We start from the raw sequence: 23,073 nt of genomic DNA, 5'->3' as shown, positions 1-23,073 counted from the left end.
CAACGCTCAATTTAAAAGCCAGGCTGTAATCTCGCTGACTGCGTCGAAACCCTTGTTCCATCGGACACTCCTTCTCTGTAACGAAAAAGTGTCAACTTATTCCAGGACGGGTCAGGCAGTTAAAAAAAGGCGGACCAGATGGTCCGCCTTTTTACTTGTGGGTAACTACGATGTTATCCCCAGCGCTTGATTCAAGCGTTCCAGTTCCGCCCGCCACGCCTGCTGGCTGGCCGGCTTCTGGTGCCGCGGCTTTCTCGCCAGGTCTTCCGCCAGCAATTGCTCCAGTTCGCACAAGCGTTCCAGCTGGACGTCGACGTCGGTTTGTGCTGGCGCAAGCGCAGCCGTTTCCACGCGCGGCGCGGACGCCGGCGCCTGCCCATCCTCAAGACTCAGCCGTGCATACGCGCTGGCCGCGTCCGGCCACTCTTCCAGCTGGCCATCGGCCACCACCCAAAAGCGGTTGCACGCCGTCTCGATCAGGTCGCGGTCGTGCGACACCAGCAAACAGCCGCCTTCAAAGCCGCACAGCGCCTGCCCCAGTTCCGCCTTGCCCTGCATGTCCAGGTGATTGCTGGGCTCGTCCAGCAGCAGCAGGTGGTAGCTGGCCAGCGACAGCCCCAGAAACAGCAGCCGCGCCCGCTCGCCGCCGCTCAGGGTGGCCACCGTCTGGCCATGGCGCGCATACGGGAAACCGGCCGAGATCAACGCCTGCTTGCGCGCCACCTGGCTGCGCGCGGCCTCGTTTTGCACGGCAAACGGGTACAGCGCGTCGGGCAAATCGGCCGTATCGGCCAGTTGCTTGAGCGACTGGTCGTAATAGCCGATGCTGGCGGCGTGGTGCCAGCGCAAGTCCGCACGTTCCTGCTGTTCCTGGATCGCTTGCCAGCACAGGCGCAGCAGCGACGACTTGCCGCTGCCGTTGGCGCCCAGCAAGGCGACCCGGTCGCCCGGTTTCAGCCATAGCTGGCCGGTGTGGAACAGCACGGGGGAAGCGGGCACGGCGCGCACGTCCAGGTCATCGAGCGCCAGCAGCTGGTCGGCCGCCAGCGGCTTGCCGCGCAAACTCAAGCGCCACGGTGCGCCATCGCTGACGAACGACTGCGCATCCTTCAATTTGTCGATGCGCCACTGCATGGTCTTGGCCTTGCGCGCCAGGTCTTCATTGTCATAGGTGCGGCCCCACAGGGCCAGGCGCGCGCTGCTGGCCGACAGGCGGTCGATTTCCTTCTGCTCGGCCGCGTGGCGGGCGGCCGCGGCCACATCCGCTTCGGCCAGCGCCGCCAGGGCGGGGCCGCACGGCAAGTCGAAGTCGTAGAGGCGGCTGTCGCGCAAGATCCAGCTGCGCGTGGCCACGTTGTCGAGCAGGCGCTGGTCGTGCGAGACGAGGATGAAGGCGCCGCGCCAGCGCAGCAGGAATTGCTCCAGCCACAGCAGCGACGGCAAGTCCAGGTGATTGCTCGGTTCGTCAAGCAGCAGCACGTTCGGTTCCTGCAGCAGGGCCCGGCCCAGCAGCAGCCGCGTGTGCTGGCCACCGGACAGCGAGTGCACGGGCACTTGCGCCGTCTCCAGGTCGAAGCCCAGTTCGGCCAGCAGGCTGTCGACGCGCCAATGCAGCTCGGGCTGCTCCAGCACGGGCGCCAGCAAGGCGTCGTACAGGCTCAGGCTGGCAAGGTCCCCCGGCAAGTGCTGCTCCACGTGCTGCAGGCGGCAGGCGCGGGCATAGTGGATGGTGCCGGCGGTGGCTTCCCGAGTGCCGCTGAGCAAGCCCAACAAGGTGGATTTGCCGCAGCCGTTGTGGCCGATCAGGCCGATGCGGTCGCCCTGGCGCAAGGTAAAGGCGAGTTCATTGAAGAGGAAACCGTCGTGGGTATCCAGTTGTAAAGCTTGGGTAGAAATCAGGGTAGTCATGGCTCTTGTCTTTGTGCGGGATGCAAGCATCCGCGTTAACAGGAGCGCTAACGACAACGGAGTACCAGGAAAGGACTCGTGTAGGAGGGTGACTTTGCTCTGGCCAGGTTATCGCAGCGCGATAGAACGTGGGCAAGAGCTGGCAAATGCGCTTAAAGAGCGTGCGCGCCACAAGGCGAGCAACAAGTTTTCTTCCATGATATTTTCCTCCTTTCTGTGCAAGTTAGTCAGAAAGGCAATATAGCATAGGTGGCACTGCACCGGCAGTGCCAGGCATCAACCGCCGTGGCGCTTGTGCGTCAGGAACAGCACGATGCACACGCCCAGCGCAATCAGCAGCACTTGCGGGATGGTTTCGCGCAAGGTAGCGCGGCGCTGCATCTGCGGCATCAGGTCGGACAAGGCGATATAGATGAAGCCGGACGAGGCGAACACGAGCACGTACGGGATCAGATTGCTGGCGCGGTCCAGGGTGAAATAGCCGAGCAGGCCGCCCGCCACCGCCATCAGGCTGCACAGCAGATTGAAGATGTAGGCGCGCAGGCGCGAGAAGCCGGCGTTGAGCAGTACAATAAAATCGCCGATTTCCTGCGGGATTTCATGCGCGATGATGGCCAGGCCCGTGACCAGGCCCAGCTTCGGGTCGGCCAGGAAGGCGGCCGCGATCAAAATGCCGTCCGTAAAGTTGTGCATGCCGTCGCCGACGAGAATCATCCAGCCGGCCTTGCCCGCCTCGTGCTTGTCGTGGCCGTGCGCGTGATGGTGGCCATCGCCTTCGTGGTGGTGCGAATGGCGCAAAATCGCGAATTTTTCCAGCATGAAAAAGGCCAGCAAGCCCGCCAGCAGGGTCGCGAACAGGCTGCGCGGGTCCGCCTGCGACTCGAACGCTTCGGGCAAGGCGTGCAGCAAGGAAGTCGACAGCATGATGCCGACGGACAAGCTGACCATGCGCTCGACCACCTTGGACAGGAATGCAAACGAAAAGATCGCCGCCGCGGTAATGCTGAAGACGCCCGCGATCGTGGTCGCGAGCAAAATGGATATAAGGACGGGATCGATGATTTTCTTACCTCAAAATGGCGCCGGCCTACGGGCGCCCGCAATGCTGGCGTCTGGCTTGATCTGTGTAATATTGCTTATTATTCAATCTTATGCGCGCTTGGCGGCAGCGTGGCGCAGTGAAGATGCAATTGTACTGCATTGACGCGAACCGGGCATTTTACAGCCCGGTGCACTTTTCGCGGCAACTTCCGGAAAATTCAGGTAGTTTGCTGTTGCGGCATTACGCCACGCCGTGGCTTTTGAACCAGGCCAGGCAGCGCGCATAGCCGTCTTTCGCATCGGCCGCCACATAGCTGGGGCGGTAATCGGCATTGAAGGCGTGGCCCGCATCGGGATACACGACAAACTCGGATTGGTTGCCGCCCTTGGCCAGCGCCTCTTTCATCTTGCCGATCGATTCCTGGCTAATGCCCGTATCCTTGCCGCCATACAAGCCCAGCACGGGCACTTTCAAGGTGGCGGCGATGTCGATGGGGTTGCTCGGTTGCAAGGGAGTCGGTTCGCCCACGAGGCGGCCATACCAGGCCACGCCCGCCTTGACGGCCGGATTGTGCGCCGCGTACAGCCACGTGATGCGCCCGCCCCAGCAAAAGCCTGTGATGCCCAGGCGGCTCGTGTCGCCGCCGTTCTGTTTCGCCCACGCAACAACCGCATCGAGGTCCGCCATCACTTGCGCGTCCGGCGTCTTGGCGATGATGCCTTTCATCAATTCCGGGATGCTGGCCACCTTGGTGGGGTCGCCCTGGCGCACAAACAGGTCCGGCGCCAGCGCCAGGTAGCCCTGCTTGGCGAAGCGGCGCGCCATGTCGGCGATATGTTCATGCACGCCAAAAATTTCCGAAATGACCAATACCACGGGCAAACCCGTCTTGCCTTCCGGCTGGGACGCATACACGGGCACGGCCTGGCCATCGACCATCACCGACATGGTGCCCGTGACGAGTCCGGCGGAATCCGTCTTGACGACGTTTTGCGCCGCCACGGGCAGCACGGCCACGGCAAAGCCCGCGCCCAGCGCCACCTTCAGGAAACCACGCCGGCCATCCGGCCCGGACACGCTGCTCTGGCCCAGCAAACTTTCACAATCGGTGATCATGTCGCTCATGCTTTACTCCTGAAAGGGGTGTTGATAAACAATGTCGGCTTACGCTGCGCTAAGCCGACCTACGGTCATTGCTCAAGTAAACATTTGTTCGGCTTACGCTGCGCCAAGCCGACCGGTCATTGCTCAAGTAAACATGTAGGTCGGCTTAGCGGGGCATGCCCCGCGTAAGCCGACGCAGCATCAATGCGCTTCGTCCCAGTTCTTGCCGACTCCCACTTCCGCCGTCAACGGCACTTTCAGCGCGGCCACGCCGGCCATCAGTTCCGGCAGCTTGCGCTTGACCAGTTCCAGCTCGGCATCCGGCACTTCCAGCACCAGTTCATCGTGCACCTGCATGATCATCTTCGTTTGCAAGCCGTCCGTTTCCAGCCAGCCTTGCACGGCGATCATGGCCAGCTTGATCAGGTCTGCGGCCGTACCCTGCATGGGCGCATTGATCGCCGCCCGTTCCGCGCCCTGGCGGCGCGGGCCGTTCGGCGAATTGATTTCCGGCAGCCACAAGCGGCGGCCGAACACGGTTTCCACGTAGCCGCGCGCCTTCGCCTGCTGGCGCGTGTCTTCCATATACTGTTTCACGCCCGAAAAACGGGCAAAGTAGCGGTCGATATAGCTTTGTGCGGCCGTGCGGTCCACGCCCAGGTTACCGGCCAGGCCAAATGCGCTCATGCCGTAGATCAAACCGAAGTTGATGACCTTGGCGTAGCGGCGCTGTTCGCTCTGCACTTCCGCGGCCGGCACGCCAAAGATCTCGGCCGCCGTGGCGCGGTGAATGTCGATGCCGTCGGCAAATGCGCGCAGCATGGCTTCATCGCCCGAGATGTGCGCCATGATGCGCAATTCGATCTGCGAATAGTCGGCCGAAACGATGTGGCTGCCCGGCGGCGCAATAAACGCTTCGCGGATGCGGCGGCCTTCCGCACTGCGGATGGGGATATTCTGCAAGTTCGGGTCGTTCGACGCCAGACGCCCCGTCACGGCCACGGCTTGCGCATAGTTCGTATGCACGCGGCCCGTGGTGACATTGATCATCTTCGGCAATTTGTCCGTGTAGGTCGACTTCAGCTTGGCCATGCCCCGGTATTCCAGCAGGACTTTCGGCAGCGGATAATCCTCGGCCAGCTTTTGCAGCACTTCTTCATCCGTCGACGGCGCGCCCGTCGGGGTCTTCTTGACCACCGGCAGCTTCAATTTCTCGAAGAAGATTTCGCCGATCTGCTTGGGCGAACCCAGGTTGAACGGCTGCTCGGCCAGTTCATACGCCTTCTTTTCCAGCTCCAGGATCTTTACTGCCAGCTCGGCCGACTGGATATTGAGCAGTTCGTCGTCGATCAGCACGCCGTTGCGCTCGATCTTTTGCAAGACCACGGCCGTCGGCATTTCGATCTTTTCATAGATAAACGTGAGTTTTTCATCGTTCGCCACATTGCCCCACATGGCATTGTGCAAACGCAAGGTGACGTCGGCATCCTCGGCCGCATACTTCGCCGCCTGCTCCACCTCGACCTGATTAAAGGTGATCTGCTTGGCGCCCTTGCCGCACACGTCTTCGAACGGGATGGTCGTGTAGTTCAGGTGGCGCAGGGCCAGGCTGTCCATGTCGTGTTTCTTGTGCGATTCGAACACATACGATTCGAGCAAGGTATCGTGGGCGATGCCGCGCAACGTCACGCCATGGTTGGCGAAGATGTGGCTGTCATATTTCAGGTTCTGGCCCAGCTTGGGCTTGGTCGCATCTTCCAGCCACGGGCGCAATTTCGCCAGCACGTGTTCGCGCGTCAACTGTTCCGGCGCGCCCGCATAGTCGTGGGCCAGCGGGATGTAACAGGCCGCGTGTTCGGCCACGGAGAGGGAAATGCCGACCATTTGCGCCGTCATCGGTTCCAGCGAGGTGGTTTCCGTATCGACGGCCGTCAAGGCCGCCGCATCGATCAGGGCGATCCATTTGTCGAGCTGCGCATCCGTCAGCACGGTTTCATACTCGGCCTCAACAGCTGGTGCGACATCGGCAAACATGTCGCCCGTCGTGTTGACGGCGGAAACGCCGGCGGCTGCCGGTGCGCCGACAGGCGACATCGGCGGCGGCGCCGCACCCAGTTCGCGCAGCAGGGCCTTGAAGCCGTAGCGGTTGAAAAAGGCCAGCAGCGCTTCCTTGTCTTCGTGTTTCGCCACCAGCGAGTCGGCGATCGTCGTCATGTGGCCGGACAAATCGCAATCGGTCTTGACGGTGATCAAGGCGCGCGCCTGCGGCAGCCATGGCAAGGCCGTGCGCAGGTTTTCACCGACGGCGCCGCCCACACTGGCCGCGTTTTCCATCACCCCTTCCAGGCTGTCATACAGGGTCAGCCATTTGACGGCCGTTTTCGGGCCGCATTTCGACACGCCCGGCACGTTGTCGACCGTATCGCCGATCAGCGACAGGTAATCGATGATACGGTTGGGCGGCACGCCGAACTTGGCCAGCACGGCCGCTTCGTCGAGCTTTTCGTTGCTCATGGTATTGATCAGCATCACCTGGCTGTTGACCAGCTGCGCCAGGTCCTTGTCTCCCGTGGACACCACCACGTTCATGCCGGCGGCGGCCGCCTGCACGGCCAGGGTGCCGATCACATCGTCCGCTTCCACGCCGTCGACCATCAAAATCGGCCAGCCCATGGCGCGCACGGCTTCGTGGATCGGTTCGATCTGCAGCCGCAGGTCGTCCGGCATCGAGGCGCGCGTGGCCTTGTACTCGGGATACATATCATCGCGGAAAGTTTTACCCTTGGCATCGAACACGCAGGCGATGTAGGCGGCCGGGTAGTCGGCGCGCAGGCGGCGCAGCATGTTGACCATGCCGTGCATGGCGCCCGTGGGGTAACCGTCCGGGCTGCGCAGGTCGGGCAGCGCATGGAAGGCGCGATAAAGGTAACTGGAACCGTCGACTAACAGCAGGGTGTTTTGCATAATGCCAATAAAATAAGGTGAGCCCGCCCGCCCAGGGAGTAGAGCGGCGGGCGGGTGGAATATCGTCCAATTATCGCAGAGTTTAGGGCCGCGCCACCGGCCGCAATGCGTGCCGTTCCTGGCGTTTTTGCCACCCTGGCGGCACCGAACGGGCGTGCGGGCCGCCGCTGCCAGCCATTTCCGCTCATTTAAACAGCATTGCCTATCAGTTTGTTACAATGCCTTATAGATAAATTGACGGCATTACACCACTGCACGCGCTGCAGTCCCACACATGGAAGCGAACCCATCATGATGCGTACATCGACACTCTGGACATTCCTCGCCCTGCCCCTGCTGGCATGTTCAGCCATTGCCAGCGCCCAGACGCCGGCCAAACCGAGCGACGCGCCGCCACAGCTCGAACGTATCGAGGAAATGGGCGAAGCGCCCATCACCGTGGCGCCGGCTGCGGCCAAGCAGCAGATTACCGAGAAACGCGAAGCGGGCGTGACGTCCGAAGTCAAGGTCACCAGCGGCGGCAGTACCTATTACATGAAGCCGGCCGCCGGCGCCGACCAGGCCAACGGCAACGCCCTGCGCGGCCCGCAATGGAAAGTGCTGGAATTCGACCTGGGCAAGAAGAAACAGAAACAACGCGATGAAGAGGCAGCGGACGCGCCAGCACCGCCCGCACCAGCGAAGTAAGCAGCCACTCTCTTCTGCCCTGCCCCGGCCATGCGCGGGGGCAGCCGGCTTTTTTTGACCTTTTAGACCATTCCTCTCTTTCCCATGGCAGTTTTTACCGCGCTACACCTGGACGATATCGGCCAGTGGATCACGCAGTTTCCACTTGGCAAACCTCTGGCGCTCAAGGGCATCGCGTCCGGCATCGAAAACAGCAATTTCTTCCTGAGCACGGAGCGCGGCGAGTTTGTGCTGACGATCTTTGAAAACCTCAGCTTCGAGCAATTGCCGTTCTATCTGCAACTGATGCGCCATTTGGCGGACCGGGGCGTGCTGGTGCCCGCGCCGATCGCCAATACCGATGGCGAGCTCGTGACGGCCCTGCAAGGCAAGCCGGCCGCCATCGTCAGCAAGCTCGACGGCAGCTCGCAAATGGCGCCGCAAGCCGTGCATTGCGCGGCCGTGGGCGCCATGCTGGCGAAGATGCACCTGGCGGCCCAGGACTTCCCCCTGCAGCAGCCGAATTTACGGGGCCTGGACTGGTGGAACGCCACCACGCCGCTGGTCTTGCACCATCTCGACGATGCCAGGGCACACTTGCTGCGCGCGGAAATCCACTTCCAGGACGCCTTTGCTGCCTGCGATACGTATAAAGCCATCCCGCGCGGTCCCGTGCATGCCGACTTGTTCCGCAACAACGTCATGTTTGACGGCGAGCGCCTGACGGGCTTTTTCGACTTTTACTTTGCCGGCTGCGACACCTGGTTGTTCGACGTGGCCGTCACCGTCAACGACTGGTGCGTGGACCTGGCCACGGGCGTGCTCGACAAGGTGCGCGTGCGCGCCCTGCTCGACGCCTACCAGGCCGTGCGTCCGTTTACGCAGGAAGAACAAACGGCATGGCAACCGATGCTGCGCGCCGCCGCGCTGCGTTTCTGGCTGTCGCGCCTGTACGACTATTACCAGCCGCGCGAAGCGGAAATGCTGACCCCGCACGATCCCACGCATTTCGAACGCATTCTGCGCGAACGTATCGCCACACCTGCTCCGGAACTGTTTTAAACATGGAAAAATTACCTGCAAGTACAGGTTGGCAATGGGTGAAACAAGGCTTCGGCCTGTTTCGCAAGCAACCTGGCGGCATGTCGATGCTGTTTCTCGGCTATATGTTCTGCATGCTGGCCGTCAGCATCGTGCCCGTGCTCGGCCAATTGCTGCCCGTCATCCTGGTGCCCGTGTTTTCCGTGGCCTTCGTGCAAGGCTGCCTGCATATCGACCAGGGCAAGCGCGTCCTGCCCAGCCTGTTGATTTCGGGCTTCCGCAAACCCGCGTTTCCTTCCCTGCTCGGCCTGGGCGTGCTGTACATCCTGATGGCCATCGTTGCCATCGGCGCCTCGACCCTGGTGGACGGCGGCTTGCTGTGGAAACTGGTCACAGGGCAACTGACGGAAGAAGCGGCGCGCGCCGCCATCCCCGACTCGCGCCTGGGCCTGGGCATCCTGCTGGCCATCGTGCTGTACGTGCCGGCCGCCATGGCCTTCTGCTTTGCCGCGCCGCTGATCTACTGGAAACAAACCGGCCTGGGCAAGGCGCTGTTCTTCAGCTTTTTCGCCGTCTGGCGTTCGCTGTCGGCCTTCATCGTCTTCGCCGCCACCTGGTTCGCCATCAGCGTCGTCACCAGCCAGTTGCTGGCCGTCATCTTTGGCCGCACGCCGCTGATGATGCAGCTGATGATGCCGCTGTCGATGATACTCACCATCATCATGCATTGCTCGTTCTACGCCGCCTACCGCCAGATCTTCGGCCTGCCCGTCGATGAGGGCAAGACGGTGTCGCTGGATAAGACCGGCGAGTGATCGCCAGCCCGATGTGAAAAGGGCAGCCTGCGCAGGCTGCCCTTTTTTATATGCCGAATGCCTTGCAAGGCCACACGTAGGTCGGATTAGCCGAAGGCGTAATCCGACACCATTGTTGGCCTTGCAGTGTCGGATTACGCGGCGTTCCGCCGCTCATCCGACCTACGTCCATTACCTTCCCAATCGTTCCAGCTTGGCGATACCCAGGTCCAGCACCTTCATGCCGTGCTGTCCGAAGTTGATCTGCGCGCGCGCATTGCCGCCGCCGCCCTCGATATTGACGATCACGCCCTCGCCGAACTTGGCGTGCGCCACGGATTCGCCGATGCGCCAGCCGCCGCCCGTGGCTTTTTGCGCGATCTTCTGTGCGATCGCGTTGTCCGAACCGAGGCTGGCCACCTTCGGCGCCTCGTCCCAGGCCGACTTGCGGTTGCCGAACCAGTTCGCCTGTACTTTCGGCGACAGCCATTTCAAGGACTCTTCCGGCAATTCGTCGAAGAAGCGCGACTTCATGTTATAGCGCGTCTGGCCGTGCAGCATGCGCGTCTGCGAAAAGCTCATGTACAGCCGCTTGCGCGCGCGCGTGATGGCCACGTACATCAGCCGGCGTTCTTCTTCCACGCCATTGTCTTCCTTCGAGCTGCTTTCGTGCGGGAACAGGCCCTCTTCCAGGCCGGTAATGAAGACGTTGTCGAATTCCAGGCCCTTGGCCGAGTGCACGGTCATCATCTGCAGCGCATCCTGGCCCGCCTGCGCCTGGTTATCCCCGGCTTCCAGCGACGCGTGCGATAAAAATGCGGAGAGCGGCGACATCACGGCCGGCAGCGGCGCGTCGGCATCCAGGATTTCGATGCCATCCTGGTTCACGACGGGCGCGCCCGACTGCGCCTGGGCCGCTGGCCCCAAATGCGCGGGTGCGCCCTGGCCAAAACCTTCTTCGGAAATGAACTGGCTGGCCGCGCTGACCATCTGCTCCAAGTTCTCGATGCGGTCGGCGCCTTCCTTTTCATTCTGATAGTGTTGCAGCAAGGTACTCGCCTCCAGCACCACTCTGACCATTTCCGGCAGCGACAGTTGCTGCGTTTCAAAACGCACGCCTTCGATCAGCTTGACGAAGCCGGCCAGCACGCTGCCCGCCTTGCCGGCCACATACGGCACGGAGGCGTAGAGCGAAATGCCGTACTGCTCGGACGCGGCCTGCAATTGCTCGATCGAACGCATGCCGATGCCCCGCGTGGGGAAATTGACCACGCGCAGGAAGGCCGAATCGTTGTGCGGATTGTCCATCAATTGCAAGTAAGCAATCGCGTGCTTGACCTCGGCGCGCTGGAAATAGCGCTGGCCGCCATACACGTGGTACGGAATCGCGGCCGAGAACAGCGCATGTTCGATCACGCGCGACTGCGCATTCGAGCGGTACAGAATGGCGATTTCGCTGCGCGAGGCGCCATCGGCGATCAGGCTTTTTGCCTCTTCGATGATCCACTGCGCTTCCTGCAAGTCGGAACTGGCTTCATACACGCGCACCTGTTCGCCATGGCCCGCGTCCGTGCGCAGATTCTTGCCCAGGCGCTTGCTATTGTTCGCGATCAGCACGTTCGCACTGTCGAGGATGTGGCCGTGCGAGCGGTAGTTCTGCTCCAGCTTGATCAAGTTCTTCACCTGGAACTCGTGCTCGAAGGCGCTCATGTTGCCGACATTCGCACCGCGGAAGGCGTAGATGCTCTGGTCATCGTCGCCGACGGCAAACAGGGCGCCGCCATCGCGGCTGCCGTGGCCGGCCAACAATTTCAACCAGTTGTATTGCAGATTGTTCGTATCCTGGAACTCGTCGACGAGGATGTGGCGGAAGCGCGCCTGATAATGCTCGCGCAACGGTTGATTGCGGCTGAGCAATTCATACGTGCGCAGCAGCAGTTCCGCAAAATCGACGACGCCTTCGCGCTGGCACTGGTCATCGTACAGCTGGTACAACTCGACCATCTTGCGCTCGTGCGCGTCATACGCTTCCACGTCCGTGGCGCGCAAGCCCTGGTCCTTGGCATTGTTGATGAAATACATCACCGTCTTCGGCGGGAATTTTTCATCATCGATATTATTTGCCTTCAGCAAGCGCTTGATCACCGATAACTGATCCTGCGAATCGAGGATCTGGAACGTTTGCGGCAAGGCGGCATCGCGGTAATGCGTGCGCAGCAAGCGGTTGCACAGACCGTGGAAGGTGCCGATCCACATGCCGCGCGTATTGATCGGCAGCATGGCCGACAGGCGCGTGAGCATTTCTTTGGCGGCTTTATTGGTAAACGTCACGGCCAGGATGCCGGGCGGCGATACCTGCTGGGTCTGGATCAGCCACGCGATGCGGGTGGTCAGCACGCGGGTCTTGCCCGAACCGGCGCCGGCCAGGATCAGCGCATGTTGCGCCGGCAAGGTGACGGCAGCCAATTGTTCGGGATTGAGGTTGTGAAGAAGATTTTGCATCCCGTGATTATACCGGCATGGCTAAAAATACTGTGCATTTGTCCAGCGGTCGCGCCGGATTCGCCGCGTGCGCGCTACAATCGGCATCACTGCACAGCTGACGGAAACGATGCCCATGACACCACCCAGCCACCTCGACGGCGCCCGCGTACTGGCCTGGGCCTGGTCCGACCTGCCCTTCGGCCACGTCGCCGATGCGCAGGGCGCCGCTCCCATCGCCATCCACGGCCTGGCCGTGTGCCGCTACGGCGACGAGGCGCGCTTCTACCGTTTCAGCTGCGATGCGCGCTGGGAAACCGTGCAGGATGACGTGTATGCCAGCGCGGACGAGGCCAGGGAGCAGCTGCCGGCGCAATACCGGGCCGTGGCCGCCGCCTGGAAGCAAGCCTAGCGCACCGGCCTGGCCTTGCCTTCGCTGAGCGCCTGGGCGATCACCTGGCGCGTGGTCTTGTCGGCTGCCTTGGCGGCTTTTTCCTGCTGGCGTCCCAGCGCCTCCATTTGCTTGCCCAGGGTTTCCATCGGCTTGCCGCGCTGATCCATCTGGCGCGACAGCGCATCCACCTTGTCCGCCTCGCGCTCGTGCGCGGCGGCAATGCGATCATTGACCTCCTCCATGGCGTCCTGCGCATCTTCCATCTGCTGCTGCAGGCGTTCCACCTCGCGTCCTGCCGCGCGGCGCGCCGTCTCCGTGGTGGCCTGCGCCTGGCGGCGCGCCGCCTCGCCCATCTTGCGGCCCAGTTCCTGCTGCTGGCGGCCCAGCGCGCGCAGCTGTTCCGACTCGCGCGCGCCGCCGTCCGCCTGCGCCGCGCCATGGGCGCCCATCTTGCTGCCCAGTTCGCCCATCGCCTTGCCGTGCTCGCTCATCTGCTTGCCCAGGCCGCTCATCTGCAAGCCCAGATCTTGCGATGGCTTCCAGGCGTCGCGCACGCGGGCCAGCAGCACGGCATCCTGCGTCACGTAGCCCTTGCCCTGGTCGCGGAACCACAGGAACTGTCCCTTGAGCGAACGCTGCAACTGCTTGATCTGCTGGCCATCGACATCGGTGCCGGCCATGGTGACACTGTCCTCGCTGCTGTCGACGAGCGCATAGCCATCGCCGCTGCCCGTGGAAATATTGATCTGCTTGCTCGGTGCGGCCGGTGCGGCTGGCGGCGCGGGCGGCTGCGGCGGCTGCACGGCCAGCGCGCTGCCGCCGATCAGGATACCGGCCAGGCTGAGGATCAAACGGTGGGATGTGGACATGGCTGCCTCGTCGCAAAAGTAGTGGAGCATTGACTGTAGCGGCGGATGGCGCACGGCTCCAGCGCGGTGCGACAGGCTGCAAAAAGGCTGGCCTGGATGGCAGACACGGACGATGGATGGAATGCCGCACAAAAAAACGGAGGCCGCAGCCTCCGCAAAACGCCGTGGTACGGCGTAAATTATTAGTACAGCACGACGGAGCGGATCGATTCGCCGCTCTTCATCAGGTCGAAGCCCTGGTTGATATCGTCGAGCTTCAAGCGGTGCGTGATCAAATCGTCGATATTGAGCTTGCCTTCCATATACCAGTCGACGATCTTCGGCACGTCCGTGCGGCCGCGCGCGCCGCCGAAGGCGGAACCTTTCCACACGCGCCCCGTCACCAGCTGGAACGGACGCGTGGAGATTTCCTGGCCGGCTGCCGCCACGCCGATGATGATGGACTGGCCCCAGCCCTTGTGGCAGCACTCGAGCGACTGGCGCATGGTGGTGGTGTTGCCGATGCATTCAAACGAATAGTCGGCGCCGCCGTCCGTCAGCTGCACGATGGTGTCGACCACGTTTTCCACTTCGTTGGCGTTGACGAAATGCGTCATGCCGAACTTGCGGGCGATAGCCTGGCGTGCCGGGTTGATGTCGACGCCGATGATCTTGTCCGCGCCGACCATCTTGGCCGCCTGGATCACGTTCAAGCCGATGCCGCCCAGGCCGAACACGACGACATTCGCGCCCGCCTCGACCTTGGCCGTAAACAGCACGGCGCCCACGCCCGTCGTCACGCCGCAGCCGATGTAGCAGACTTTATCGAAGGGCGCGTCTTCGCGGATCTTCGCCAGGGCGATTTCCGGCACGACGATGTAGTTCGAGAACGTGGACGTGCCCATGTAGTGGAAGATGGGCTTGCCGTCGATGGAAAAGCGCGACGTCGCGTCCGGCATCAGGCCGCGGCCCTGGGTCGAGCGGATCGACTGGCACAGGTTCGTCTTTTGCGACAGGCAGAATTTGCACTGGCGGCATTCCGGCGTGTACAGGGGGATGACGTGGTCGTCCTTTTTCAGGCTTTTCACGCCCGGGCCCACGTCGACGACGACGCCGGCGCCTTCATGGCCGAGGATGGACGGGAAGATGCCTTCCGGATCGGCACCGGACAAGGTGTAGTAATCGGTGTGGCAAATGCCGGTGGCCTTGATCTCGACCAGTACCTCGCCCTCGCGCGGGCCGGCCAGGTCGACTTCTTCGATGGTCAAAGGCGCGCCCGCCTTCCATGCAATCGCTGCTTTGGTTTTCATGTATGTCCTGTCTATGGTTGAACCAGGCGCGCCAGCGCGCCGTATCGCCACATCATAACAAGGCAGAGGCCGGCGTGCCACGCCGGCGCCGGTGCAACGCTTACTTGAAACACTTACTTGGTTTTCGCCCGATTCAGGAACGCGCCATGCAAGCCGTTCAGAGTTTCCTCGGCCAGCAGCAGCTGGCTGGCGATTTCATTGATCTTGCGGCGGCTGGAACGGGCGTGGTCGCGCAGCACTTCGAAGGCCGTGTTGCGGTCGGTCTGGAATTTTCCCATCAAGAGGCCCACGGCCAGGCTCGTTTCGCGGCCGGCGGCCAAGGCCGCGTTCAGGTTCAGCTCGGTGCGCCGCAGCTGGCGGATCTCATCGGCGCGCGCCAGGCCCGCTTCAAACGCGGGCATCAAACGGCCTTCGTCGACGGGTTTGACGACATAGCCGACGGCGCCGTAGGCGGCCGCCTGCTTGCCCGATTCGCTGTCGCCGCTGCCGGACAGGAACATGAACGGCACGCCCGTCTCGCCATGCAGGCGCTTGGCCAGTTCCAGGCCGGACATGCCCGGCATGTGGATGTCGAGCAAGGCCAAGTCCGGCTCGCGCTGGGCGATCAGCTGCAGCGCCACTTCGGCCGAATGGGCCAGGGCCGTCTCGTAGCCGGCATGGCGCAGGACTTCGCCGAGGAATTCCAACAGCAGCTGGTCATCGTCAACGATCAGGATAAGGCGTTTCGCGGCGGCTGGCTGGCTCATGGGTGGGGGACCTCGGTAATGAATGATGTTCTTATTATATGCCGATTACTGACCCAAATCAGCCCCGTATGTCCATGCGCATGCCGCGAATAATTGATTGAATTGCTGCACCGCAATATTCACATCGTCCGCCTGGTAGACACTGCTGATCGCCGCCACCATGTCGGCGCCGCGCGCCGCCAGCGGCGCCGCGTTCTCCGGCGTCATGCCGCCAATCACCACGCAGGGCAAGGCGATCTCGCGCTTGGCCTGCAGCACGATATCGAGCGGCGTAGTCACCGGATACTTTTTCACCAGCGACGGATAAAAGCCGCCGAAGGCCACATAGCTGGCGCCGCCCGCCTCGGCCGTTCGTGCCAGGGCCAGGTCGCCATAGCAGGAGGCGCCGACGAGCTTGTCCTTGCCCAGGCGCGCGCGCACCTGCGCGACGGACGCATCCGTGCCGCCCACGTGCACGCCATCGGCGTCGAGCTCTTCGCACAGCTCGATAAAATCGTTGATGATGAAGGGCACGCCATACTTGCGGGCCAGGGCCAGCAAGGCGCCCGCCTGCTCGCGCCGCTGGTCCGCCTCGGCGCTCTTGTGGCGGTATTGCAGCAGGGCCACGCCTTCCTGCAAGGCTTGCTCGCTCACGTCGAGCAGGCGGTCGGTGTCGTCCCAGTTCGGGGTAACCAGATACAGTCCACGCATGATGTTTTCCTTATTGAATGAATCGTTGCGGCATCAGCTGGCCTGGCGCAATCGCATACGCGCCGGCCAGGGCCGCATGGCAATAGGCTTGCGCGCCATCGAGCGCTTCAGGCAGCGCCTGTCCCAGCGCCAGCCGGGCCGCGATGGCGGACGCCAAAGTACAGCCGCTGCCGTGAAACTCTCCGGGCAGGCGCGGCCAGCGCCACTCGCGCGCGCCGCCATCGCCGTCCAGCCAGCGGTTAACGATCACCTCGCCTTGCCCATGGCCGCCCGTCACCAGCACGTGCTGGCAGCCTTGCGCACGCAAGGCCGCTTCGCCGCCGAGGGCCAGCGCTTCCGGCCCGTTCGGTACGATGACTGTCGTCAGCGGCAGCAAGGGCGCCAGCGCCAGCACGGCGTCGTCCCGGCTGAGCACGTCGCCATGGCCGCTGGCCAGCACGGGATCGAGCACGACGGGCAAGCTTGGGGCGGCCAGCCGCAATTGCCCGATCAGCTGCGCGATGACGGCCGCGTTCGCGGCGCTGCCCGGGATGCCGATTTTGACGGCGTGAATCGCCATCTTGTCGATCAGCGCCAGCGCCTGCCGGCGCAGCAGCGCCGGCGCCACCGGCTGCACGCCGAAGACCCTGTCGTTGTCCTGCACCGTCAGCGCCGTGATGACGGGCAAGGCATGCGCGCCCTGCGCCGCAATGGCCACGATATCGGCGGCGATGCCGGCGCCGCCCGAGGGGTCGGCGCCGGCAAACACCAGCACCGTCGGACGTTGCTGCGCCATCACGCCAGCCGGCCCGCCATCGGCGACGACGGCGACGCGGCAAATTTACGCGGCATGCGGCCGGCCAGAAACGCTTCGCGCCCGGCCCGCACGGCCAGCTTCATCGCACGCGCCATGCGCACGGGGTCGCGCGCGCCGGCAATGGCCGTATTCATCAGCACGCCATCGCAGCCGAGCTCCATGGCGATGGCCGCATCCGACGCCGTGCCCACGCCGGCATCGACGAGCACGGGCACTTTCGCCTGGTCGATGATCAAGGACAAGTTCCACGGATTCAGGATGCCCATGCCCGAGCCGATCAGGGAGGCCAGCGGCATGACGGCCACGCAGCCGATGTCTTCCAAAATCTTCGCCTGGATGGGGTCGTCGCTGCAGTACACCATCACGTCGAAGCCATCCTTGACCAGCGCCTCGGCCGCGACCAGGGTTTCCGGCATGTGCGGAAACAGCGTCTTTTCATCGCCCAGCACTTCCAGTTTCACCAGATTGCGCCCGCCCAGCAGTTCGCGCGCCAGCTGCAGGGTATAGACGGCGTCTTTCGCGTTGTAGCAGCCGGCCGTGTTCGGCAGTATCGTGTATTGGTCGGGCGGCACGAAATCGAGCAGGCTGGGCGCGTTCGGGTCCTGCCCGATATTCACGCGGCGGATGGCCACCGTGATGATCTGCGCTTCCGCCGCGTCCGTCGCTTCGCGCGTCTGCGGCAAGTCCTTGTACTTGCCGCTGCCCACCAGCAAGCGCGACTGGTACTGTTTGCCTGCGATGGTCAGCAGGTCGTTGTTTGTTGCGGTATACATGTTCTGTTCCTTGTCTTTTCTCAACTTAACCGCCGCCGATGGCGCGGACGATTTCCACCTGGTCCTGCGTTTCCAGGATCCTGTCCTGCCACGCCTTGCGCGGCACGACGTTGCGGTTGACGGCCAGCGCCAGCGCCTGGTTTTCCAGCGACAGCGCGGCGATCAATTGATCGAGGGTTTGCCCGGGCGGCACCTGGTGCGGGGCGCCGTTGAGCGTGATGGATATCAATGCAGGCATCACGCTCTCCTTCAGACCTTGCGATACAGCTCGGCGCCGTTCTTGATGAATTCGATGGCCTTGATTTCCATGCCCTGCTGGAGCGCCTTGTCTTCCGCGATGCCCATGCCGGCCGCGTATTCGCGCACTTCCTGCGTGATCTTCATCGAGCAGAAATGCGGGCCGCACATGGAGCAGAAATGCGCCACCTTGGCCGAATCCTTGGGCAAGGTTTCATCGTGGAATTCGCGCGCCTTGTCCGGGTCCAGGCCGATGTTGAACTGGTCGTCCCAGCGGAATTCGAAACGGGCTTTCGACAGGGCGTTGTCGCGGATTTGCGCGCCCGGATGGCCCTTCGCCAGGTCGGCCGCGTGCGCCGCGATCTTGTAGGTGATGATGCCGTCCTTGACGTCCGCCTTGTTGGGCAAGCCCAGGTGTTCCTTCGGCGTCACGTAGCACAGCATGGCTGTGCCATACCAGCCGATCATGGCCGCGCCGATGCCCGAGGTGATGTGGTCGTAGCCAGGAGCGATGTCGGTCGTCAGCGGTCCCAGGGTGTAGAACGGCGCTTCGCCGCACTGCTCCAGCTGCAAGTCCATGTTTTCCTTGATCAGCTGCATCGGCACGTGGCCCGGGCCTTCGATCATCACTTGCACGTCGTGCTTCCAGGCCACCTGCGTCAGCTCGCCCAGGGTTTTCAGTTCGCCCAGCTGCGCCTCGTCATTGGCGTCGTAGATGGAGCCGGGGCGCAAGCCGTCGCCCAGCGAGAACGACACGTCATACGCCTTCATGATTTCGCAAATTTCTTCGAAATGCGTGTAGAGGAACGATTCCTGGTGGTGCGCCAGACACCATTTGGCCATGATGGAGCCGCCGCGCGAGACGATGCCCGTCAGGCGCTTGGCCGTCATCGGCACGTAGCGCAGCAGCACGCCCGCGTGGATGGTGAAGTAGTCGACGCCCTGCTCGGCCTGCTCAATCAACGTGTCGCGGAAGATTTCCCACGTCAGATCTTCGGCCTTGCCGTTGACCTTTTCCAGCGCCTGGTAGATGGGCACGGTGCCAATCGGCACGGGGCTGTTACGCACGATCCATTCGCGCGTTTCGTGGATGTGCTTGCCGGTGGACAGATCCATCACGTTGTCGCCGCCCCAGCGGATAGCCCAGGTCATCTTTTCCACTTCCTCGCCGATCGACGAGGTGACGGCGGAATTGCCGATGTTCGCGTTGATTTTCACGAGAAAATTGCGGCCGATGATCATCGGCTCGACTTCCGGGTGGTTGATATTGGCGGGAATGATGGCGCGGCCGCGGGCGATTTCCTCGCGCACGAATTCCGGCGTAATTTCCGCCGGGATGCTGGCGCCGAACGACTGGCCCGGATGCTGGCGGCCCATCAGGTCGGCCAGGCGCTCGCCCATGGGGCCGGAAGCTTTCAGTTCACGCAAATATTCCTGGCGGCGCATGTTTTCGCGGATGGCGACGAATTCCATTTCCGGCGTGATGATGCCTTGGCGCGCGTAATGCATTTGCGTCACGTTCTTGCCGGCGATGGCGCGGCGCGGCTTGCGGTGCAGGTTGAAACGCAGCTCGGCCAGCTTCGGGTCCGCCAGGCGGGCGATGCCGTAGTCGGAGGTGGGGCCGGGCAATTCTTCCGTGTCGGCACGCTCCATGATCCATGGCAGGCGCGGCGTATCGAGGCCGGAGCGGATGTCGATCTGCACGTCCGGGTCCGTGTAGGGGCCGGACGTGTCGTAGACGTAGATCGGCGGATTCTTTTCGCCGCCGAACGACGCTTCCGTGTCGGACTGGCTGATCTCGCGCATGGGTACGCGGATGTCGGGACGGCTGCCCTGCACGTAGATCTTGCGCGAATTGGGCAGCGGCGCGATGGCGGCTTCGTCGACCGTGGCGGTGGCGGAGAGGAATTTCGGGTTGGCGTTCATTTTGGCTCCTTGGCTAGACTATTTTTAAGCCTGGAGCCAGCTAAGGAGGTTCGGCTGTGCGCACGCGGAAAGGCGGGGTGCGTTCATCCTAAAGCTTCCCTTCGCTGGCATTATCCAGATCAGGTTCGGAGGGTATTTCTCACCCGCGCTTGCACTGTGTTTCCACAGCGAAAGGCAGGACCCCTAGCGTTTGCCGCCTTGCGGCAGCGAGCCAATTATACGCGGTTCGCGCCGCGTGGCCAGATGATTTCTTGCAGGTGTCGTCTTTGCGCATCTGCTGCAATGCAGCAGATGGCGGCACGATTATTTCTTCTTGCCCCAGCGCCAGGCGGTCGGTTCGCCCTTCAGCTGGCAGATGAAAATGAGCACGGCAACGATGGCCGCTTCATAGACGATGTAGCCGAGCAGCATGGTTTGCGGCGGGAACAGGAAGGCGCCGCAGGCGAACAGGGCCAGCGCAGCGAGGAACACCAGCCAGCCCTGCCAGGTGATGGGCAAGCCCCAGCCCCAGCCCCAGCCATAGGTCTTGGCGGGGAACCAGTATTGCGGTGGTGATTTGTCAGTCATGATTTTTCCTGGTCAATATCAATAACACCAAGTATAAATCACGCTCCCCGCAAGCGCTCCGTGACATCGAGGCCGATGCCGCGGTAGCCGATGAAGCGGCTGCCCGTGTCGAACATCGGTTCGCCGCTGACCTGCAGATACTGCGTGCTGCCGTCGAGGTTGGCGCGGCTGTAGATGAAATCGAGAAACGGTTCGCGCGCGGCAATTTTTGCGTCGAGCAGCGCTCGTTCGGTGGCGTTCCAGCGCTGCGGCTCTTCCTCGCTGCCGATGCCCAGCATTTCAGCCACGGGGCCGGAAAAGCGCGTCAGGTTGCCCTGCGCATCCTGTTCCCAGTACCAGTCGGACGACAGTTCCGTGAAGCGCTGGAAGCGCGCTTCGCTTTCGCGCAGCTCCGCCGTGCGGTCTTCCACCATCTGTTCCAGCGACTTGTTGTATTCGGCCAGCTTCTGGTACAGCAAGCGCACTTCCAGCATGTTGTGGATGCGCGTCTTGACTTCCACCAGGTCGAAGGGCTTGCTGACGAAATCCTTGGCGCCGGCCTGCAGGGCGCGCAGCTTGTGGCCGGGCTGGGCCGTGATCACCAGCACGGGCAGGTAGCTGCCCGCTTCGAGGTCGCGCAAGCCTTCCATGACTTCGAAGCCATCCATTTCCGGCATCTGCAAGTCGAGCAGAATCAGGTCGTAGCGGTGCTGCTGGTGCAGCGCGCGCACGGCTTGCGGGTCCATGGTGGACGTGATGCGCGTGTAGCCGGCATTGCGCAGCACCTGTTCGAGCAGCATGACGTTGGCCTCCTGGTCATCGACGATGAGGATGCTGGCGTTCAGGATCTCGGTGGCTTGAAGCATGGCGGTATTCCTAAAATTGAGTGCTGAATTAGCGTATTGCGTGAGTGTCGTCGGCCAGGCCGTGCGCGGCTGCATGGTGCAGGGCTACATCGAGCGCATCCATGAATTCGACGACCTTGATCGGCTTGGTGAGATAGCGGAAGAATCCCGCTTGCAAGCCTTTTTCGATGTCGCGCGGCACGGCATTGGCCGACAGGGCCATGACGGGAATGTGGCTGGTGAGGGGATCATCATGCAGGATATGCAGCGCGCCATAGCCGCTGATGCCGGGCAGATTGATATCCATCAAGATCACGTCGGGCTGATAGGTGCGCGCCAGGTCGATGCCCAGGTGCGCATCGATGGCCGTCAGCAGTTTCAAGTCGCTGCGGCGGGCGATCAATTGCTCGACCAGCGCCAGGTTGGCGGGATTGTCTTCCACGTACAGCAAGGTGCGCTGGCTTTCCTGCGGTTCCTGCACCTGCGGCAGCGCATCGCCGTCGCCCAGCACCAGTTCCGGCGCGCTGCTGGCGGCCAGCTCGAACCAGAACGTGGTGCCCACGCCGACGGTGCTGTCGACGCCGATGGTGCCGCCCATCAATTCGACCAGTTGCTTGGTGACGACCAGGCCGATGCCCGTGCCCTCTTCCGTGCTGTTTTCCTGTCCCAGGCGGTTGAAGGGCTGGAACAGCTGCGCTACCTGGGCCGCGTCGAGGCCGGCGCCGCTGTCGCGCACGCTCACGCGCACGCGCTCGCCATGCCGGCTGCATTCGACGGTGACGGTGCCCCCCCCCTGGTTGTACTTGATGGCGTTCGACAGCAGGTTGACCATCACCTGTTTCACGCGCGTGCGGTCGGCGTGCACATAAAAAGCCTGGCCGCAGCGGGGAAACTGCATGCGGATGCCGCGCTTTTCCGCCTGCGGCGCGATCATGGCCTGGCAATCCTGCAGCACGTCGAGCAAGGACATCGCTTCCTGCGACAGGGTGACCTTGCCCGACTCGATCATGGCCAGGTCGAGGATTTCATTGATCAAACGCAAGAGATACCAGCCGCCCTTGAGAATTTGCTCGATCGAGCGCTGCTGCGGCACGGTGGGCGGCGGCACGTCGGACGCCATCAGCTGGGCAAAGCCGAGTACGGCATTCAGGGGCGTGCGCAATTCATGGCTCATGCTCGACAGGAATTCGGACTTGGCGCGGTTGGCCTTTTCCGCCACCAGGCGCGCCTTCTTCAGCTCGGCATTGTTGGTCTCGACGAGCGAGCGCGTGTACGCCTGCTGTTCGCGCAGGCGCTGATCCAGCAGCGCCTGTTCCGCCTCGACCTGCTTGCGTGCCGTATTGTCGGTGCCGATCAGCAGGTAGCCGATGACCTTGCTCTGCGCGTCGCGCAAGGCCGTCACGGAGACGATGGCGGGGAAACGGCTGCCATCCTTGCGGATGTAGGTCAGTTCATAAATGTCTTCGATGCCGCGCGTAGCCTTGAAGACGAGCGCTTCCACGCCCGGCGTGATGACGGTGTCGAGTTCGGCACTGAGGGCCGCCGCGCGCGTGACGATTTCTTGCGCGTCGGAAATACCGGCCGGCGTCAGCTTGTCGACCACGTCGCTCGCCGCATAACCGAGCATGCGTTCGGCGCCCACATTAAAAATCTGGATCACGCCCTGCGCATCGGTGGCGATGCACGAGAAATTGGCGCTGTTGAAAATCGCATCCTGCAAGGCGCCCGCCTTGAGCAGCTGGCGCGGCAGGCTGGCCGCCACCGTGCGCCGGTACAGCGCCACGAGCAGCATCAGCAGCAGGAAGACCAGCGCGTCGATGACGCAGGCCGTCTCGAACGGCGCGCGCCAGGCCAGCACGCCGACGGCCAGCAGCGCGACGGCGCTGAAGGAAAAGGCCAGTGCCATGGGCCAGCGCGACGGCGCGCGCGGGGGGATGTTTTCGACAGATTGCATGATGAGCC

At 62.8% G+C, this 23,073-nt stretch carries 21 protein-coding genes and 1 riboswitch; of the genes, 5 read left to right on the top strand and 16 right to left on the bottom strand.

Annotated features, from left to right (window positions below; genetic code table 11):
• Nucleotides 1-165: 165 nt before the first annotated feature.
• Nucleotides 166-1,908: an ABC-F family ATP-binding cassette domain-containing protein gene (locus tag ACQ4W4_RS24620; RefSeq protein ID WP_436544169.1), complete on the bottom strand. Its 1,743-nt coding sequence runs from the start codon at nt 1,906-1,908 to the stop codon at nt 166-168.
• Between the two features lie 276 nt (nt 1,909-2,184).
• Complete coding sequence (locus ACQ4W4_RS24615) at nt 2,185-2,943, bottom strand: ZIP family metal transporter (protein ID WP_052140365.1); 759 nt, start codon at nt 2,941-2,943, stop codon at nt 2,185-2,187.
• Here ACQ4W4_RS24615 and ACQ4W4_RS24610 point away from each other — a divergent pair.
• Entirely contained in the window at nt 2,831-3,112 is a 282-nt protein-coding gene (locus ACQ4W4_RS24610; RefSeq protein WP_436544174.1) for a hypothetical protein, read from the top strand. The two genes, ACQ4W4_RS24615 and ACQ4W4_RS24610, sit on opposite strands and share 113 nt — an antisense overlap.
• Before the next feature lie 78 nt (nt 3,113-3,190).
• Here ACQ4W4_RS24610 and ACQ4W4_RS24605 read toward each other — a convergent pair whose 3' ends face one another.
• Nucleotides 3,191-4,075, bottom strand: coding sequence for a dienelactone hydrolase family protein (locus ACQ4W4_RS24605; protein ID WP_436544168.1), 885 nt, complete (start codon nt 4,073-4,075; stop codon nt 3,191-3,193).
• A gap of 180 nt (nt 4,076-4,255) precedes the next feature.
• Entirely contained in the window at nt 4,256-7,018 is a 2,763-nt protein-coding gene (polA, locus tag ACQ4W4_RS24600) for a DNA polymerase I (protein ID WP_436544167.1), read from the bottom strand.
• A gap of 291 nt (nt 7,019-7,309) precedes the next feature.
• On the opposite strand from polA, the gene ACQ4W4_RS24595 reads away from it, so the two are divergent.
• From ACQ4W4_RS24595 to ACQ4W4_RS24585, 3 genes are all read left to right on the top strand, one after another.
• On the top strand, nt 7,310-7,705 hold the full coding sequence (locus tag ACQ4W4_RS24595; protein WP_070222654.1) for a hypothetical protein: 396 nt from the start codon (nt 7,310-7,312) through the stop codon (nt 7,703-7,705).
• Nucleotides 7,706-7,789: 84 nt separating this feature from the next.
• On the top strand, nt 7,790-8,746 hold the full coding sequence (locus ACQ4W4_RS24590; RefSeq protein WP_436544166.1) for a homoserine kinase: 957 nt from the start codon (nt 7,790-7,792) through the stop codon (nt 8,744-8,746).
• A 2-nt stretch (nt 8,747-8,748) separates the two neighbouring features.
• Nucleotides 8,749-9,540, top strand: a complete 792-nt coding sequence (locus tag ACQ4W4_RS24585; RefSeq protein WP_436544165.1) for a BPSS1780 family membrane protein — start codon at nt 8,749-8,751, stop codon at nt 9,538-9,540.
• Between the two features lie 171 nt (nt 9,541-9,711).
• Here the strand turns inward: ACQ4W4_RS24585 and ACQ4W4_RS24580 are convergent, their stop codons facing one another.
• Nucleotides 9,712-12,021 (bottom strand): UvrD-helicase domain-containing protein, encoded by a 2,310-nt coding sequence (locus tag ACQ4W4_RS24580; RefSeq protein WP_070278250.1) that lies wholly within the window; start codon nt 12,019-12,021, stop codon nt 9,712-9,714.
• Nucleotides 12,022-12,136: 115 nt separating this feature from the next.
• On the opposite strand from ACQ4W4_RS24580, the gene ACQ4W4_RS24575 reads away from it, so the two are divergent.
• A complete protein-coding gene (locus ACQ4W4_RS24575; RefSeq protein ID WP_436544164.1) occupies nt 12,137-12,412 on the top strand; it encodes a hypothetical protein in 276 nt (91 codons plus the stop codon).
• On the opposite strand, the gene ACQ4W4_RS24570 is transcribed toward ACQ4W4_RS24575, so the two are convergent.
• The 11 genes from ACQ4W4_RS24570 to ACQ4W4_RS24520 form a co-directional block, all read right to left on the bottom strand.
• Nucleotides 12,409-13,263, bottom strand: coding sequence for a hypothetical protein (locus ACQ4W4_RS24570; RefSeq protein ID WP_436544163.1), 855 nt, complete (start codon nt 13,261-13,263; stop codon nt 12,409-12,411). The two genes, ACQ4W4_RS24575 and ACQ4W4_RS24570, sit on opposite strands and share 4 nt — an antisense overlap.
• Nucleotides 13,264-13,445: 182 nt before the next feature.
• The gene (locus ACQ4W4_RS24565; RefSeq protein WP_100875565.1) at nt 13,446-14,552 is read right to left on the bottom strand and encodes an S-(hydroxymethyl)glutathione dehydrogenase/class III alcohol dehydrogenase; all 1,107 of its coding nucleotides are present in this window, start codon (nt 14,550-14,552) and stop codon (nt 13,446-13,448) included.
• 113 nt (nt 14,553-14,665) lie between these two features.
• Nucleotides 14,666-15,298 carry an ANTAR domain-containing response regulator gene (locus ACQ4W4_RS24560; RefSeq protein WP_086139797.1) on the bottom strand — a complete coding sequence of 211 codons (633 nt, stop codon included), beginning with the start codon at nt 15,296-15,298 and terminating at the stop codon, nt 14,666-14,668.
• Between the two features lie 45 nt (nt 15,299-15,343).
• A complete protein-coding gene (gene thiE, locus ACQ4W4_RS24555) occupies nt 15,344-15,988 on the bottom strand; it encodes a thiamine phosphate synthase (protein ID WP_436544162.1) in 645 nt (214 codons plus the stop codon).
• A 10-nt stretch (nt 15,989-15,998) separates the two neighbouring features.
• Entirely contained in the window at nt 15,999-16,763 is a 765-nt protein-coding gene (locus tag ACQ4W4_RS24550; protein ID WP_436544161.1) for a hydroxymethylpyrimidine/phosphomethylpyrimidine kinase, read from the bottom strand.
• Complete coding sequence (locus tag ACQ4W4_RS24545; protein WP_436544160.1) at nt 16,763-17,557, bottom strand: thiazole synthase; 795 nt, start codon at nt 17,555-17,557, stop codon at nt 16,763-16,765. The genes ACQ4W4_RS24550 and ACQ4W4_RS24545 overlap by 1 nt, the downstream gene beginning before the upstream one ends.
• A gap of 25 nt (nt 17,558-17,582) precedes the next feature.
• Nucleotides 17,583-17,786 (bottom strand): sulfur carrier protein ThiS, encoded by a 204-nt coding sequence (gene thiS, locus ACQ4W4_RS24540; RefSeq protein ID WP_436544173.1) that lies wholly within the window; start codon nt 17,784-17,786, stop codon nt 17,583-17,585.
• Nucleotides 17,787-17,806: 20 nt separating this feature from the next.
• Nucleotides 17,807-19,720, bottom strand: a complete 1,914-nt coding sequence (thiC, locus tag ACQ4W4_RS24535) for a phosphomethylpyrimidine synthase ThiC (protein ID WP_086144896.1) — start codon at nt 19,718-19,720, stop codon at nt 17,807-17,809.
• Nucleotides 19,721-19,799: 79 nt separating this feature from the next.
• A riboswitch (TPP riboswitch) is annotated at nt 19,800-19,915 on the bottom strand.
• Between the two features lie 108 nt (nt 19,916-20,023).
• Nucleotides 20,024-20,287: a hypothetical protein gene (locus ACQ4W4_RS24530; RefSeq protein ID WP_436544159.1), complete on the bottom strand. Its 264-nt coding sequence runs from the start codon at nt 20,285-20,287 to the stop codon at nt 20,024-20,026.
• A 38-nt stretch (nt 20,288-20,325) separates the two neighbouring features.
• A complete protein-coding gene (locus ACQ4W4_RS24525; RefSeq protein ID WP_436544158.1) occupies nt 20,326-21,132 on the bottom strand; it encodes a response regulator in 807 nt (268 codons plus the stop codon).
• Nucleotides 21,133-21,160: 28 nt separating this feature from the next.
• Nucleotides 21,161-23,065: a hybrid sensor histidine kinase/response regulator gene (locus ACQ4W4_RS24520; protein ID WP_436544157.1), complete on the bottom strand. Its 1,905-nt coding sequence runs from the start codon at nt 23,063-23,065 to the stop codon at nt 21,161-21,163.
• Between the last annotated feature and the right edge of the window lie 8 nt (nt 23,066-23,073).

The sequence above is a fragment of the Janthinobacterium glycogeni genome (genome assembly GCF_051380725.1).
In the GTDB taxonomy this organism is placed as follows: domain Bacteria; phylum Pseudomonadota; class Gammaproteobacteria; order Burkholderiales; family Burkholderiaceae_D; genus Janthinobacterium.
Note: the sequence above shows the minus strand (reverse complement) of the source record. Positions and strands in the feature narration are given on the sequence as shown.